The organism is Candidatus Poriferisocius sp. (genome assembly GCF_965208355.1).
In the GTDB taxonomy this organism is placed as follows: Bacteria; Actinomycetota; Acidimicrobiia; order Acidimicrobiales; family Bin134; genus Poriferisocius.
The window spans coordinates 1,545,539-1,561,245 of sequence record NZ_CBDBOM010000003.1; the positions used below are offsets into that span (position 1 = coordinate 1,545,539).

Sequence of the window (15,707 nt, forward strand, 5' to 3'; positions counted from 1 at the left end):
AGAGGTTTCCATGAGGGCAGCACTGCTGGCATCGCCGGCCTCGCCATTGGTGATGGCCGATGTGCATTGCGTCGACCCCGGACCAGGGCAGGTTCGGGTGCAGGTCACCCACTGCGGCCTGTGCCATTCCGATCTGACCATGATCGACGCCCCCGAGATGATGACTCCGATCATCCTGGGCCACGAGGCAGCCGGAATCGTCGACGCGGTGGGCCCTGGAGTGGGCACACTGGCTCCGGGCGATCATGTGATGCTGTCGCCGTTCGGGCCGTGCGGGACGTGCTACTGGTGCGTTCGGGGAGAAATGACTCTGTGCGCGGCGGCTTCGTCCATGTTCATGGGCACCATGCCCGACGGCTCGATTCCATTCTCAATGGATGGCCAGCCGGTGTACCGAGGCCTGGGGGTAGCCGGATTCGGAGAGCTGACCATGGTGGCCGAATCGGCCGCAGTGAAGATAGACCCTGACGTGCCCTTGGAAGTGGCCGCAGTGATCGGCTGTGCCATCCAGACCGGCGTCGGCGCGGTGCTCAACACCGCCAAGGTGGAAGAAGGGGCCACTGTGCTGGTAATGGGACTGGGCGGTGTCGGTATGTCGGTGGTGCAGGGTGCCCGCCTAGCCGGTGCGTCCCGCATCTTTGCCTCCGATCCGGTGGCCGACCGCCGAAACGCCGCGGTGGCGTTCGGGGCCACTGATCTGCTCGATCCGAATGGGGCCGATGTAGTGGCCCACGTGCAGGAGGCCACCAGCGGCATCGGGGTTGACTACGCCTTCGACGCCGCCGGTGCTGGACCGCTGGTGGAGGCTGGTTTGGCCGCCACTCGCAACGGCGGCACCACGGTCATGGTGGGCGCGCCTGCTCTGGAGCACACGGTGACCATCAATCCCGCGGTGATGTACCTCACCGCCGAGAAGAAGCTGCTGGGCTGCCTGTTCGGCGGCTGCAACTCCCAGCGGGAGGTTCCCCGCCTGCTGGCCCTGTGGCAGAACGGCCGCCTCGACCTCGAGCCCATGATCACCGCCCGCCGCCCCATAGATGAGATCAACGCCGGTCTCGACGACCTCCGAGCCAGCATCGGCATCCGCACGGTGTTCAACCTGAGCTGACCATCATTCTGGCTAGTCGGTTGACCACGCTCTCGATGGGAGGTGCTTGTCCACTGGCCAGGGGATCGAGGGTGAATTCGACTCGGGCATCGCCACGGGAGGTAGCTCTGCCGCTGGACACAACGGTGGCGGCCAGTTGGCACACAACGCCGTTATCGGCGGTGAACGTCACCTGGACGATGCCGGCGTCGCGGTCGATATAGCTCACCTCGCCCAGCTGATGCCCGGCTTCCACTAGTCGGATGAACACGTCACCGGGAGGGAGCAACAGCGTCATGCTGTCGTCGGTTGGGGCGGGAGAGGGTTGATCAGGCTGAGGAGCCCTTGGCGGGGGAGGGGACTGGGTGTCGGCCCGTTGCAACCAGTGATAGGCCTCGGTAATGCGGGCGGCCACCGCGGTGCTGCCCCCGGCATCGGGGTGGGCCTGACGGATCAGGGCGCGGTAGGCCCGGTTGATGTCGTCGGCCCGGGCCCCCTTTTCCAGCCCCAGCGTCCGCAACGCCCGCTCCCGGTTCACCTTCGCAAGCGTAGGTGGTGGAGCAAATCTCAGCTTTCGGCGAGGAATTCCAGGATGGTTGGGTAGGCGGTGGGGTCTTGCACCATGAAGATGTGACCGCCGTCGAAGGTGGCCAGGCGAGCACGGGGGATGCGGTCGCGCAGCAATTCGCTGTTGCGCATGGGGGCGATGCCGTCATGGACGCCGGCGCACACCAGGGTGGGCACGTCGATCTCGCCCAGGCGGTCGACCACATCGTGACCCCGGCGAGCTTCGAGCTGCCCGAGGGCACCGGGGGTCTCGAGCGGCAGGGCCGGGCCGTCGGGGCGGGCGTTGGCCACAAACACTTCCACACCTGGCGGCAGCGGGCCGCCCCTCTCGTACCGGGTGTCCATGATCTCCAGCGCTACCTCGCCTCGCTCGTCGGGGTCCAGGTCGGCCAGGGTGTGCAGGGGCCAGGAGCTGTAGTCGGGCCCGCCCGGTGAAGTGCAGTTGAGCACCAGCTTGCTGATGCGACCGGGATGGAGCACAGCCATGTTCATGCCCACCATCCCGCCGAAGCTGGTACCCACCACCGGCACCGAGTCCCAGCCCAAGAAGTCCAAAAAGGCGATGGCATCGGCGGCGTAGTCGGCCATAGACCACGGCAGCCGTGGAGTAGAGGTCTGGCCCAGGCCCCGCTGGTCATAATGGGCCACGGTAAATGCCTCGTTGAGCGGGTTCAGGTCGGGAGCAGTCATGCGCAGGTCGCCGCCGCTACCGCTGATATTGAGCAGGGGCGGACCCGAGCCATGCAGCTCGAAGTAGAGGTTGAGGTCGCGGACTTTGGCTATCGGCATCGGGTCATGTTGCCATGTCCGAAGCCGTCACGGGGTCGGATCAGACGAACGCGGAGGCGAATACCAGTGACACGATGGTCATCACCTTGATGAGGATGTTCATGGAGGGCCCGGAGGTGTCCTTGAACGGGTCGCCCACGGTGTCGCCCACCACAGCGGCCTTGTGGGGCTCGGAGCCCTTGCCCCCGTGGGCGCCGGCCTCGATGTATTTCTTGGCGTTGTCCCAGGCGCCGCCGGCGTTGGCCATGAAGATGGCCAGGGCGAAACCAGTCACCAGAGCCCCGGCCAGGAAGCCGCCCAGCGTGTCGACATCGATGAATCCGAGGATCAGAGGCACAGCCACGGCCAAGGCTCCTGGTACGAGCATCTCCCGCAAAGAGGCCTGCGTTGAGATGGCCACGCACCGAGATGAGTCGGGGTGTACCCCTTCAGCACCCTCCCGCAGTCCGGGAATCTCTCGGAACTGGCGGCGGACCTCCTCAATCATCTTGTTGGCCGCTCGGCCCACCGCGTCGATGGTCAAAGCGGCGAACAAGAACGGCAGCATGGCCCCCAGGAACAGGCCGATGAACACGTCTACTTGACCCACATCCAGAGAGAGCACATGGCCTTCCAACTTGAGCGCTACTTCGAAGGTCTTGAATAGGGCTAGGGCAGTAAGGGCGGCTGATCCCACCGCGAAGCCCTTGGCGATGGCGGCGGTGGTGTTCCCCAACGAGTCAAGGGCGTCGGTCACCCCCCGCACCTCCGGGTCTAACTCCGCCATCTCGGCGATGCCACCGGCATTGTCGGCGATGGGGCCGTAGGCATCCACCGACACCACCACTCCGGTGGTGGCCAGCATCCCGATGGCGGCTACTGCGATCCCATAGATGCCATTGGCTGCATCATCTCCAGCGAGCGTTTGCTGGCCGCCCCAGTAGGCCACCAGCACGCCGGCGCCGATCAAGATGACCGAGGCGGCCACCGACACCATGCCTGCGCTGATGCCCGAGAGCACGGTGGTGGCCGGACCGGTTTCTGACTGCTGGGCGATCTTCTTGACCGGAGGGTAGTGGTCGCTGGTCCAGATCTCGGCCACCTTGCCGATGGCCCAGCCCACCGCGAGGCCGCCGATCACCGAAATGGGTAGTCCCCACCAGTTCTCAAACTCATCACCAGAGAAAAACCACAGGCCTACCAGGATCGTGCCTACCACGGTGAGGCCCATGGCCACGTTGGTGCCCATGTGGAGCTGACGCGACAGGCTCTTCACGTCGGCGTGGGCGCTGCCCCGCACCGCGAACGAGCCCACTATGGCCGCCAGCATCCCCACAAAGGCCACGGCCAAGGGGAACATAAGCTGAGCTAGTCCGATATCGGTGCCGGTGGCGTCGAGGGCACCGAGAGAGAAGGCAGTTAGAGCGATAGGGGCGATTATCGACCCGCTGTAGCTCTCGAACAGGTCGGCCCCCATGCCGGCCACGTCGCCCACGTTGTCGCCTACGTTGTCGGCGATGGTGGCCGGGTTGCGGGGATCGTCTTCGGGTATTCCGGCCTCGACCTTGCCCACCAAATCGGCCCCAACGTCGGCGGCCTTGGTGTATATGCCGCCGCCCACGCGGGAGAACAGGGCGATGGAGCTGGCTCCCAAGCCGAATGCAGTGAACACTTCAAAGCCGTCATGGATCTCTACGCTCAGCCATTCCACAAACAGCAAATATGTGAAGGCCAGGCCCAACAGGCTCAGTCCGGCCACCGAGAAGCCCATGACCGCGCCGCCCCGGAAGGCCAGCGGCAAAGCCTTGGCCGGGCCTTCGGTAGCGGCCTGGGTGGTGCGGGCATTGGCCATGGTGGCCACGGTCATGCCCACGTAGCCGGCGCCAGCAGAGAGCACCGCGCCCAGGATGTAGCTGACGAAGGTCAGCTCCACCCCGGTGAGCAGGGGAATGAGGACCGCCATGATGACCACGAATCCGGCCACCCAGGTGTACTCCTGCTTCAGGAAGGCCTTCGCGCCGGACTGAATCTCGGTCATGAGATGGACCATGCGGTCGTTGCCCGGCGGGGCCGATTTAACGAGCTTGTAGAAGAAGAAAGCGAGGGCAAGCGCAAGAATCGCGCTCAATCCGGCAAGGTACGGTACGGCGTCCACATTGACCCCCTGTATGAGAGAACTAGGCGAAGTTAGCCAGCGAAAATACGACCTGCCAAGGTTGCCATTTGGGATACCCAAATTCGGATCATTGGCGATAATCTGAAGTAGTGGTCAGCCTCAGCCGGATGCGGGCCGAAGCCCGGGAGGCTCGTCGCACTTTTTCCGATCCTCATAGAGCGGCTCGGGCGGTTTCCAATGCGGTGACCTCGCTCGGGTGGCTTGATGGAGTGGAGCGGGTATCGGCCACCGTGGCCGACGACGGCGAACTCGACCCGGCCCAACTGGTAACTGCCTGTCGGCTGCGGGGCATCGACGTGTACTTCCCGGTGATGCGAGACCCCGCCCCCATTCTGTTTGCCCCCGCCGGACCTGATACTCCCTTTGTGTCCAATCGCTTTGGGATTTCCGAACCCGATGTCGCCGCCGAATCATTGGTGTCGGCTCGGGAACTTGATGTGGTGTTCGCCCCTGTCGTGGTTTTCGACGCCGCTGGGCATCGGGCGGGGCGGGGCCAGGGCTATTATGACCGGGCTCTGTCCTTTTTGCTGAATGGCCCCCGACCGGCCAAACCCCTGGTGGTGGGGTTGGCCTACGAGTGCCAGCTAGTTGACGGAGTGCCCTCGCATCCCGGGGACGTGACCATGGACGCGGTGGTGACCGAAGAGCGGGTACGGGTGTTCAGCTCGGCTCTATCGCGCCGGAGCCGGGCGTGATAGGTGCCGAACCCACAACCTCGGGGAGTGCTCGCACCCTCCCTGATTTTCAGTAAGGATGTAGCAGTGCGCATCGTGGTCGTTGGTGCCGGCGAGGTCGGATCACATGTCGCTCAGATTCTGAGCGAGGAGAGCAACACGGTGGCGGTGGTGGAGGTCGACGCCAAGAAGCTCCACGACTTGGCCGAGGACCTTGATGTGCTGGCAGTTGAGGGAAGCGGCTCCCACCCCCACATTCTGCGAGAGGCGGGTATCCGCAAGGCCGATCTATTGGTGGCGGTCACCGCCAGCGACGAGGTGAATCTGGTGGCCTGCTTGTTGGCCAAGCAGCACGGAGTGGGGCGCACCATCGCCCGCATCCAGTCGCGCAACCTGTGGGAGAAGGACGCCCGTGAGCTGAGAGAGGCGATGAAGGCTGACACCATCATCGATCCCGACGAAGAAACCGCCCACGAGATCATGGATCTGCTGTCATATCCAGGGGCTACCGACGTGACAGTGATGGCCGAGGGCGAGGTGTTCGTAGTGGGGGCCAAGCTCACCCCCGACGCTCCTTGGGCCAACCGGCGTCTGGCCGACATCGCTGAGGAGTACGAGCCCGATTGGGACTTCTTGGTGGCGGTGATCACCCGGGCGGGCGAAACCCGAATTCCCCGAGCCGATACCACCCTGGAGCCCGGCGACCTCCTGCGGGTGGTGTGCAAGCGGCGGGCCAGGGACACCCTGCTTCCGCTTCTGGGATTGGCGCCGGGCACCCACCGCCGGGTGATGCTGCTGGGCGGGGGCCGGACTGCCGAGATCGTGGCCCGTCGGCTGAGCGAGCGCCACGCCGAGGTGGTGCTCATAGAGCGGAATCTGGAGCGGGCCCAACAGTTAAGCGAGGAGCTCGACGCAGTGCTGGTGATCCACGGCGACATCACCGACGCTGAGCTGTTGGAATCCGAGGACATCGGGAAGTTCGACGCGGTGATCGCTCTCACCGGCAAGGACGATGCCAACATTCTGGCCTGCCTGTACGCCAAGTCGATGGGAGCGGACGAAACCATCGCCGTGCTCCACAACCTGGCCCTGCGCACTCTGCTGCGGGATGTGGGAATCGATGTGGCGTTGTCGCCCCGCACGGCCAGCGCCAACGGCGTGCTCCGCTATGTGCGGGGTGAGGTGGCCCAGGTGGCTACCTACCTGTCGGGCGATTTCGAGATCATTGAGGCCGAGATCAAGTCGGGGTCGGCGGCCGATGGTGCAGTGGTGAACAAGTTGGGCCTGCCCAAAGATGTACTCATAGGCGCCTACGTGCGCGACGGAAAGCCGCAGATCGGCCGGGGCCGCAGCCAGCTTCGCAAGAGAGATCACATTGTGGTCTTTGCCCGTCCCGACACCATTGACGAAGTGAAGCGCTTTTTCGGGTGAGCACAGTGGCGACAGCCCGGCCGGACACGGTGGACGAAGTGAAGCGCTTCTTCGGGTGAGCCGTCGATGAGCGACCCATCTCGGGTTCGCTTTCCCTGGCACCGCTCCGCGGTCAGAGTGCTGACCACCGTGGTGGCCGGGGCAGCTTCATTGGTGGTGATCTCCACGGTGGTGTATCTGGCCTCGGGCGAGATATCCCGGTTAGACGACGCCATCTTCGAGTCGATGGCCGGGTTCACCACCACCTCGCTCACTGTGGTGGACCCCGAGGCGATGCCCGCCTGGCTGCTCGCTTGGCGGGCATTGACCCAGTGGCTGGGAGGGTTGGGTGGCTTGGCGTTCGCCCTGGTGGTGGTGCCCGCCTTCGGGGGACAGCGGCGGTTGAGCGAGGTGGCCGAGGGCCGGGGCCGCAAGGCGGTGCTGGCGAGGACATGGTCGCATAACACCCAACGAGTGGTCTCAGCCTATGTGGGCTTCACGGTGCTGGTGTTTGCGGCTTACGCCGCAGCCGGTATGGGAGCCTTCGATGCCGCCACCTTCAGTCTCACCACAGCCTCCACCGGTGGATTCGCCAACTACCGCGACTCATTCGCCCACTTCGATTCGGCGGCAATCGAGTGGGTGGGCGCCGGAGCCATGGCTCTGGCCGGCGTTTCGGTGGCCGTGTTGCTCTGGATGGTGCGAGGGAAGGTCCAAGCCCTGTGGAGATCGACGGAGTTGAAGTTCTACGCGGGGCTGATCTTGGGGTCAACGGTACTGGTTACGGCGTGGACCTGGATCGACACTGGCGGGGGTGGGGACACCATTCGGGAGTCCTTCTTTGCCGTCACCTCGTCTATCAGCACTACCGGCTACCGGGCCGCTGATTGGGGCCATTGGGTGGCTGCACCCCAGATTCTGCTGCTGGTGCTCATCGGCATGGGTTCAATGGCGGGCTCGGCCGGCGGAGGTTTCCGGTTGCTCCGGGTGATCGAGATCATGGGCATCGTCCGGCGAGAACTGGTGATGCAACTCCATCCCCGGGCGATGGTCCCGGTGAGGGTGTCGGGGGCGGTGGCGTCGGAGGCATCGCTCACTCGTGTCCACAACTTTCAGATCCTGTGGGTGTTGGCCATCGCCTTCGGAGTGTTCGGTATCGCTTCACTGGGGGGAGACATGCCCACCGCGGTGTCGGGGGCAATATCCGCACTGGCCACCGCCGGACCTGGCTTGGGAGACCTTTCGGGCTTCGCCGACGCCACGGTGTTGCCCGCACCAGCCCGGGGGGTCGTGATTGCCTTGATGTTCCTGGGCCGGCTATCGATCTACCCGGTAGTGGTGGTGGTCGGCTGGGGTATAGGCGAAGTTCAGCGAATGAGGCTGCGGCTATGAGGCTGCGGCTATGAGGCTGCGTTAATGACGGCGGTGTTGTCGACGGCCCGGTGGGCGAGGGCGGTTGCCAAAGGGGCCGTCCACCAGCTGCTTGTGGACCGGCCCTGGAATGTGACCAGCCGGGTGGGATTCGTGGTGGGCCTCGGATTGCTGTTCTTGGTGCCGGGGATGCTGCTCGCCACCCTGATCGAGTGGGGGTCGTCAACATCCAACAGCGAGGTGGCCCTTGGTTTGGGAGCGCTGGTCACGGTGGCTGCTGGGGTGCTGCTGGTGACTTTCACCCGGCTGGATGAGGATTTGCCGCCCGCGTCGGTGTTCGCCGCGGTGGCATGGACCTGGATCGGCTGTTCGTTTTTCGGGGCATTGCCGCTGTGGTTCTCAGGTGCATTGGGCAGCTTCGACAACGCGCTGTTTGAGGCGGTGTCCGGTATGACCGCCACCGGCTCCACCGTGCTCAGTCCTATCGAAGGGACGGGCCGAGGCGTACTCATGTGGCGCCAGATAATGCAGTGGTACGGCGGCATGGGCATGGTGGTGCTGGCGGTGACCATTCTGCCGTTCCTCGGCGTCGGCGGGCTGAGCCTCATCACTGTGGAAGCCCCTGGACCCACCTCCGACCGGCTGGCGCCTCGTGTGAGCTCCACGGCCCGGCGGCTGTGGGCGCTCTACGGAGGAATCACCGTGGCGATAGCGGCAGCCTTGATGATTGCCGGTCTCAGTCTGTATGACGCAGTGGCCCACGCCTTCACTACCGCCGGCACCGGCGGCTTCTCGCCCTACGACCACTCCATCGGACACTTCGACAGCACGGCGGTAGAAGCGGTGATGATGGCCGGAATGCTGATAGGCGGGGTGAGCTTCACCCTCCACTGGCGGGCCATGTCAGGCAATCCCCGGGCTTATGGGCGGTCGTCAGAGTTCCGCACATATTTCATAGCGGTCGTGGCGGCGGCGGTGGTTATGTCGCTGTTGAATTGGGCGGACGACCTGTCCGATCTGCCCAACAGCATTCGCAACGGGTTCTTTGGTGCTGTCACCCTGAGCACCAGCGGAGGATTCGCCAACGCCTCCGATGTCAATCCGGGCGGTGATTTTGCCGCTTGGACCCCAGGCGCGCAGGCTCTACTGCTGCCGCTGATGGTCATGGGGGGCATGACGGGGAGCACTGCTGGTGGGCTGAAAGTACTGAGAGCCCAGGTGATGGCGAAGTACATGCGGGTGGGGCTATTGCGGGTGAAGCACCCGCAGGTGGTAGCCCGGGTGAAGCTGGGTCAAATGGCGGTGTCCGAACCGGTGCTCCAGCGGGTGGCGGGGCTGGTGGCCCTCTACGCGCTGTCGGCGCTGGTGGCCACTTTTGTGCTGGCCGCGCTGGGTGAGGACCTGATCACTTCCTCGTCAGGGGCCATCAGCGCGTTGAGCAACATGGGACCTGCTTTGGGCGATGCCGGGCCCACCTCCAATTACTTGGTTTTCACCCGTCCAGCTCGAGGAGTGCTGATGGCGCTCATGCTCATCGGCCGCCTGGAGTTCTTTGCGATCTTCTTGGTGGCGGTGTCGGCCTTCGAGCGAACCCGTCGGCTGGCCCGAGTCAATCTGCGACGCTGAGAAACGCGCTGAGGGCCAGCGCGAAGTCGAGGGGATCCTGGGCTCCGCACATCTCACGGGCAGAGTGCATTGAGAGTTGGGCCACGCCGACATCCACAGTGGTCACCCCGGTGGCCGACGCCGCGAACGGCCCGATTGTGCTGCCACAGGGCATATCACCGCGGTGGACATATACCTGGTGGCCCACTCCGGCCTTTTCGCACGCCGCGGCGAATGCGGCCTCGCCCACTGCATCAGTGGCGTAGCGTTGATTGGCGTTGCGCTTGATCACCGGACCGTCGCCTATGGCGATGTGATGGTCGGGCTCGTGGCGCTCGGGGTAGTTGGGGTGGGTGGCGTGGGCCCCATCGGCTGACACAATCCGCGACCGGGCTAGTGCGGGATGCAGGGTTTCACGACTACCGGCCATCCGTTCCAGCAGGGCGGGCAGCATTGTTGACGCCGCCCCTTGGGCTGATGTGCTGCCCACTTCCTCGTGGTCGAACAGGCAAAGCACTGAGCTGGGCGGTGAGTCCGCCGGGGCATGGATCAGAGCCTGGAGCCCGGCCCAGCACGACACCAGATTGTCGATTCGGGGGGCATGGACGAATTCGTTGTCGATGCCCGCGACCACCGAAGGGGTGAGGTCGTGGAGCATGGCATCCCAAGCCAACACCTCGTCGTGGTTGAGGCCAGCAGCTTCGGCAACTACCGAGGCGAATTCTCCGGGGGTGCGCAGGCCCAAGCCCCACACCGGGACAATGTGGGTTTGGGGGTTTAGCAGCAATCCGTTTTGGTTAACCTCCCGGTCGAGATGGATGGCTAGCTGAGGCACACGGAGCAAGGGCTTGTCGATGCGGAACAGCCGGGTGCCCGACGGGGTGGCGACCCGGCCGGCTACGCCGAGGTCGCGGTCCAGCCAGCTGTTGAGCAGCGCTCCGCCGTAAATCTCCACCCCCAGTTGCCGGTAGCCGGCCTGGCCGGTGTCGGGCTGGGCGGTTACGCGCAGGTTGGGGCTGTCGGTATGGGCACCGATAATCCGAAAGCCCGCATCGCAGGTCTGGTGCCGCCACGCCAGCAGGCTCCCGCCGCGGCGCACGAAGCGGCTGCCGGCAGTAACGGGCCATTCTACGGTTTCGTCCATCTCAATGAACCCGGAAGACCGCAGGACGTCGGCCACCCGATCGACCACATGGAATGGCGTCGGACAGGCGTCGATGAAGTCGAGCAGACTCTTGACGCCGTAGTTTTCGTTTACTTCAGCCCCAGCATCAACAGACGATTCCACCCCGCAATCATGCCTCTTGGGAGTCTCCCGGGCAGAACAGACTTGGAAGGGGACCGAACTGCGGCGGTAAAATTACATCCCTGCCGCTGGCCAACGCTGTCTCGGCGCGCACCGCAAACACGCTGGAAAGGACGCAATGAGGAACTGGCCGCAGCTGCCACATCCCCAGGGCCTCTACGACCCCCGCAATGAGCACGATAGCTGCGGGGTCGGGTTCTTGGTGGACCTGAAGGGTAGGCCGCGCCACGAGATCGTGTCGGTGGGCTATGGGGCGCTGTGCAACCTCCAGCACCGGGGGGCTCTGGGAGCAGAGGTGAACACTGGCGACGGAGCCGGGCTGTTGATCCAGGTGCCCGACGAGTTCTACCGCCAAGTGTGCGACTTCGATCTGCCTCCTGCGGGGCACTATGCCACCGGCATCGGCTTTCTGCCCGACGCTCCCGAGGCCGCCGCCCACGCCCGGGAGGCCATGGACGCCATCGCCCGGGAGGAAGGGCTGACCTCGCTGGGATGGCGAGAGGTGCCGACCTATCCCGATGAGCTGGGGGCCGGCGCTCTGGCCACGATGCCGTCGTTCTGGCAGCCCTTCTACAAAGGAGATGGGCTTGACGTCGACGCGCTGCTGCGGCGGGCCTACATTGTGCGCACCCGGATCCGCAACGAGGTCGCCTATGAGACCGATGACCAGGCCGATGTCGGTGCACTGGGCTCGAAGACCCGCAAGCTGACCTACGGCTACTTTGCCAGCCTGTCCAACCGGACCATCGTGTACAAGGGCATGCTCACCACGCCCCAGCTCGGTGAGTTCTACCCCGATTTGAGCGACACTCGGGTGACCAGCGCCTTGGCCATGATCCACTCCCGGTTCTCCACCAACACCTTCCCCTCCTGGCCCTTGGCCCATCCCTACCGCTTCATCTCCCACAACGGCGAGATCAACACCGTGCAGGGCAACCGCAACTGGATGCGGACCCGGGAGGCGCTGCTGAACTCGCCCTATCTGCCCGGCGACCTAGAGCGACTGTTCCCAGTGTGCGCCGAAGGAGTGAGCGACACCGCCAGCTTCGACCAGGTGCTGGAGCTGCTGTACATGGGCGGCTATTCGCTGCCCCAGGCGGTGCTCATGATGATCCCCGAACCATGGGAGAACCATGAGTCGATGTCGCCGGAGCTTCGGGCCTTTTACCGGTATTACGCCTCGCTGATGGAGCCGTGGGATGGCCCGGCCGACATCGTCTTCAGCGACGGCACCCTTATCGGCGCGGTCCTCGACCGCAACGGGCTGCGTCCTTCCCGCTATTGGGTGACTGACGACGACCTGGTGATCATGGCCTCCGAGGTGGGGGTGATGGACGTCGACCCGGCAGCCATAGTGGAGAAGGGCCGTTTGCAGCCGGGACGCATGTTCTTGATCGACACCTCGGAGGGCCGCATCGTGCGGGACACCGAGATCAAAGCGAAACTGGCTTCAGCCCATCCATACGGGCAGTGGTTGGCCGACAACCAGGTTGACCTCGACGGCTTGGTCGATCGGCCCTTGCCCGAGCCGGACGAGACGCCGCTGCTGATTCGCCAGCAAATGTTCGGCTACACCCACGAGGAGCTCAAGATCCTGTTGGCTCCGATGGCCCGCGACGGCAAGGAGGCCCTGGGGTCAATGGGCACCGACACCCCGGTGGCCGTTCTTTCCAATCGGTCGCGGCTGTTGTACGACTACTTCCAGCAGCTATTCGCCCAGGTGACGAATCCGCCCTTGGACGCCATTCGGGAGGAGATCATCACCGCCACCTGCGGTTGGCTCGGCCCCGAGGGTAATCTGCTCGATCCCCAGCCCGATTCGTGCCGCCAGATTTTCACCCCCCACCCGGTTATCACTGATCAGGAATTGGCCAACCTGGTGGAAGTTGACGGGCCTGGTGGCCACGACCATTGGTCCACCGAGGTGGTCCCGTGTCTGTATGCAGTGGACGACGGTGGGCCGGGGCTGCGCGTCGCCATCCAGCGCATTCGAGAGCAGGTCAGCCGGGCCATCGAGGCGGGCAAGAACATCATTGTGCTGTCGGACCGGGGTGCCGACTCCGACTCGGCCCCGATCCCCTCGTTGCTGGCCACTGCGGCAGTGCATCACCACCTCATTCGGGAGAAGACCCGTACCCGAGTGGGCTTGGTGGTGGAGACGGGAGACGCCCGGGAGGTGCATCACATCTGCCTGTTGCTGGCCTACGGGGCTACCGCCATCAACCCCTATCTGGCGTTCGAGACCATCGACCAGATGATCGACGAGAACCTCTGCGGCTTCTCACCCGACGACGACAGGGATCAGGCCCATCGCAACTACATCAAGGCCTGCGACAAGGGCGTGCTGAAGGTCATGTCCAAGATGGGCATCTCCACGGTGAAGTCATATGTGGGGGCCCAGATCTTCGAGGCCATCGGCCTGGGGCACCCCATTATCCAGGAGTGCTTCACCGGCACGGTCAGCCGTCTGGGCGGTATCGGCTTCCCGCAGCTTGCCGAGGAAGTACGGCTTCGCCATCGCATCGCCTATCCGGAGAACCCTGATGAGCGGGCCCACCGAACCCTGGAAGGGGGAGGGGAGTACCAGTGGCGCCGCGAAGGGGAGTACCACCTGTTCAATCCCGAAACGGTGTTCAAGCTCCAGCACGCCACCCGGGAGAAGCGCTACGACATATTCAAGCAGTACACCGAGAAGGTCGACGCCCAGTCAGAGCGCTTGGCCACTCTCCGGGGGCTGTTCCGATTCCGCGCCGGACTGCGAGAGTCGATTCCCATCGAGGAGGTGGAGCCGGTCTCCAGCATCGTCGCCCGCTTCTCCACCGGAGCCATGTCATACGGATCGATCTCGGCAGAGGCTCACGAGACGCTGGCCATTGCCATGAACCGCATCGGGGGCAAGTCGAACACCGGCGAGGGAGGCGAAGATCCCGCTCGCTATGTCCCCGATCCCAACGGCGATCTGCGCCGCTCGGCCATCAAGCAAGCCGCTTCGGGTCGCTTCGGGGTGACGAGCGAGTATCTGGTCAACAGCGACGACATCCAGATCAAGATGGCCCAGGGCGCCAAGCCGGGCGAGGGCGGGCAGCTTCCCGGCCACAAGGTGTGGCCGTGGATCGCCGAGGTTCGCTATTCCACGCCCGGAGTGGGGCTCATCTCCCCACCGCCCCACCACGACATCTACTCCATCGAGGATCTGGCCCAGCTCATCCACGACCTGAAGAACGCCAATCCCACGGCCCGCATACATGTGAAGCTGGTGTCGGAACTGGGCGTGGGCACGGTGGCTGCCGGGGTGTCCAAAGCCCACGCTGATGTCGTGCTGATCTCGGGTCATGACGGCGGCACCGGCGCTTCGCCGCTCACCTCTATCAAGCACGCCGGCACCCCTTGGGAGTTGGGTCTGGCCGAGACCCAGCAGACCCTGCTGTTGAACCGGTTGAGAGATCGGATAGTGGTGCAGACCGACGGCCAGCTCAAGACGGGCCGGGATGTGATGATTGCCGCCCTGTTAGGGGCCGAGGAGTTCGGGTTCGCCACCGCTCCATTGGTGGTTATGGGATGCGTGATGATGCGGGTCTGCCACCTGGACACTTGTCCGGTGGGAGTTGCCACCCAGGATCCCGAGCTGCGCAAGAAGTTCACCGGCGAGCCTGAATTCGTCATCAACTTCATGGAGTACATCGCCGAGGAAGTGCGCGAACTGCTGGCCATCCTTGGCTTCCGAACCCTGGCCGAGGCCATCGGCCGCGTGGATTGCTTGGATGTGAGCGACGCTGTGGACCACTGGAAGGCGTCCGGCCTCGATCTGTCGCCCATCCTGTACGCCCCTGATATCGATCCTGGAGACGACCGGTACTGCACGCAACCCCAAGATCACGGACTGGACCGCGCCCTTGACCAGCAGCTCATCTTGATGGCCGAGTCCGCTCTGGAAGACGGCCTGCCGGTAGAGATTGAGCTTCCCATTGGCAACGTGAACCGCACGGTAGGCACCATGCTCGGCCATCAGGTGACGTCCAAGTGGGGTGCCGAAGGCCTGCCCGACGACACCATTCGCATCGACTTCTCCGGGTCGGCCGGCAACAGTTTCGGAGCATTCCTGCCGCGGGGCATCACCATGAAGTTGACCGGCGACGCCAACGACTATGTGGGCAAGGGTCTGTCGGGCGGGCGAATCATTGTCACCACTTACCCGCAGGCCCGGTTCGTGGCCGAGCAGAACGTGATCGCGGGCAACGTGATCGGCTACGGCGCCACCAGCGGCGAGCTCTTCCTGCGGGGGCTGGTGGGGGAGCGGTTCTGCGTCCGCAACTCCGGGGCCGTCGCGGTGGTGGAGGGAGTGGGCGACCACGGCTGCGAGTACATGACCGGTGGCCGGGCCGTGGTGCTCGGTCCCACCGGGCGGAACTTCGGTGCCGGTATGTCGGGCGGCATTGCCTATGTGCACGACCCCGACGGTGTGTTCCCCCCCAAAGTGAACCCGGAGATGGTGGACTTGGAAACGCCCGACGACGGAGACCGGGAATGGCTTCGAGATCGCGTCAGCCAACACATGGTGAACACCGGCTCCACAGTGGCTGAGCGGTTATTGGCCAACTGGGCCACCGAGGCCGACCGTTTTGTGAAGGTGATGCCCAAGGACTACAAGCGGGTGCTGGGAGCGCTGGCCGAAGCCGAGCGAACCGGCACTGACGCGCAAGCAGCCATCATGGCGGCCTCCCATGGATAGGACTAGGCAGGAGA

General features: G+C 64.5%; 10 protein-coding genes. 6 read left to right on the forward strand and 4 right to left on the reverse strand.

What is annotated here, in order from left to right; translation table 11 throughout:
* Positions 1–10 precede the first annotated feature (10 nt).
* Entirely contained in the window at positions 11–1,108 is a 1,098-nt protein-coding gene (locus ACOGXH_RS08465; protein ID WP_419928671.1) for a Zn-dependent alcohol dehydrogenase, read from the forward strand.
* Here ACOGXH_RS08465 and ACOGXH_RS08470 read toward each other — a convergent pair.
* Genes ACOGXH_RS08470 through ACOGXH_RS08480 form a run of 3 tightly spaced genes read right to left on the reverse strand, consistent with a single transcriptional unit; the run spans position 1,095 to position 4,577 of the window.
* Entirely contained in the window at positions 1,095–1,625 is a 531-nt protein-coding gene (locus ACOGXH_RS08470; RefSeq protein ID WP_419928672.1) for a DnaJ domain-containing protein, read from the reverse strand. The two genes, ACOGXH_RS08465 and ACOGXH_RS08470, sit on opposite strands and share 14 nt — an antisense overlap.
* Positions 1,626–1,654: 29 nt before the next feature.
* On the reverse strand, positions 1,655–2,443 hold the full coding sequence (locus ACOGXH_RS08475) for an alpha/beta fold hydrolase (RefSeq protein WP_419928673.1): 789 nt from the start codon (positions 2,441–2,443) through the stop codon (positions 1,655–1,657).
* Between the two features lie 40 nt (positions 2,444–2,483).
* Positions 2,484–4,577, reverse strand: coding sequence for a sodium-translocating pyrophosphatase (locus ACOGXH_RS08480; RefSeq protein ID WP_419928674.1), 2,094 nt, complete (start codon positions 4,575–4,577; stop codon positions 2,484–2,486).
* 110 nt (positions 4,578–4,687) lie between these two features.
* Between ACOGXH_RS08480 and ACOGXH_RS08485 the strand changes: the two genes are divergently transcribed.
* The 4 genes from ACOGXH_RS08485 to ACOGXH_RS08500 all read left to right on the forward strand — a co-directional run bounded on the left by ACOGXH_RS08485 (position 4,688) and on the right by ACOGXH_RS08500 (position 9,679).
* Positions 4,688–5,293: a 5-formyltetrahydrofolate cyclo-ligase gene (locus tag ACOGXH_RS08485; protein ID WP_419928675.1), complete on the forward strand. Its 606-nt coding sequence runs from the start codon at positions 4,688–4,690 to the stop codon at positions 5,291–5,293.
* 66 nt (positions 5,294–5,359) lie between these two features.
* Positions 5,360–6,703, forward strand: a complete 1,344-nt coding sequence (gene trkA, locus ACOGXH_RS08490) for a Trk system potassium transporter TrkA (protein ID WP_419928676.1) — start codon at positions 5,360–5,362, stop codon at positions 6,701–6,703.
* Positions 6,704–6,769: 66 nt separating this feature from the next.
* A complete protein-coding gene (locus ACOGXH_RS08495) occupies positions 6,770–8,074 on the forward strand; it encodes a TrkH family potassium uptake protein (RefSeq protein WP_419928677.1) in 1,305 nt (434 codons plus the stop codon).
* A 24-nt stretch (positions 8,075–8,098) separates the two neighbouring features.
* Positions 8,099–9,679 carry a TrkH family potassium uptake protein gene (locus ACOGXH_RS08500; RefSeq protein ID WP_419928678.1) on the forward strand — a complete coding sequence of 527 codons (1,581 nt, stop codon included), beginning with the start codon at positions 8,099–8,101 and terminating at the stop codon, positions 9,677–9,679.
* On the opposite strand, the gene ACOGXH_RS08505 is transcribed toward ACOGXH_RS08500, so the two are convergent.
* Complete coding sequence (locus tag ACOGXH_RS08505) at positions 9,663–10,946, reverse strand: M18 family aminopeptidase (protein WP_419928679.1); 1,284 nt, start codon at positions 10,944–10,946, stop codon at positions 9,663–9,665. The two genes, ACOGXH_RS08500 and ACOGXH_RS08505, sit on opposite strands and share 17 nt — an antisense overlap.
* Before the next feature lie 154 nt (positions 10,947–11,100).
* Here ACOGXH_RS08505 and gltB point away from each other — a divergent pair, with 154 nt between their 5' ends.
* Positions 11,101–15,693 (forward strand): glutamate synthase large subunit, encoded by a 4,593-nt coding sequence (gene gltB / locus ACOGXH_RS08510; RefSeq protein WP_419930345.1) that lies wholly within the window; start codon positions 11,101–11,103, stop codon positions 15,691–15,693.
* Positions 15,694–15,707: the final 14 nt, after the last annotated feature.

Coding starts and splice junctions, on each gene's coding strand:
- ACOGXH_RS08465 (WP_419928671.1), top strand. CDS start 11: ATGAGGGCAGCACTGCTGGCATCGCCGGCCTCGCCATTGGTGATGGCC.
- ACOGXH_RS08475 (WP_419928673.1), bottom strand. CDS start 2,443: ATGCCGATAGCCAAAGTCCGCGACCTCAACCTCTACTTCGAGCTGCAT.
- ACOGXH_RS08495 (WP_419928677.1), top strand. CDS start 6,770: ATGAGCGACCCATCTCGGGTTCGCTTTCCCTGGCACCGCTCCGCGGTC.
- ACOGXH_RS08500 (WP_419928678.1), top strand. CDS start 8,099: ATGACGGCGGTGTTGTCGACGGCCCGGTGGGCGAGGGCGGTTGCCAAA.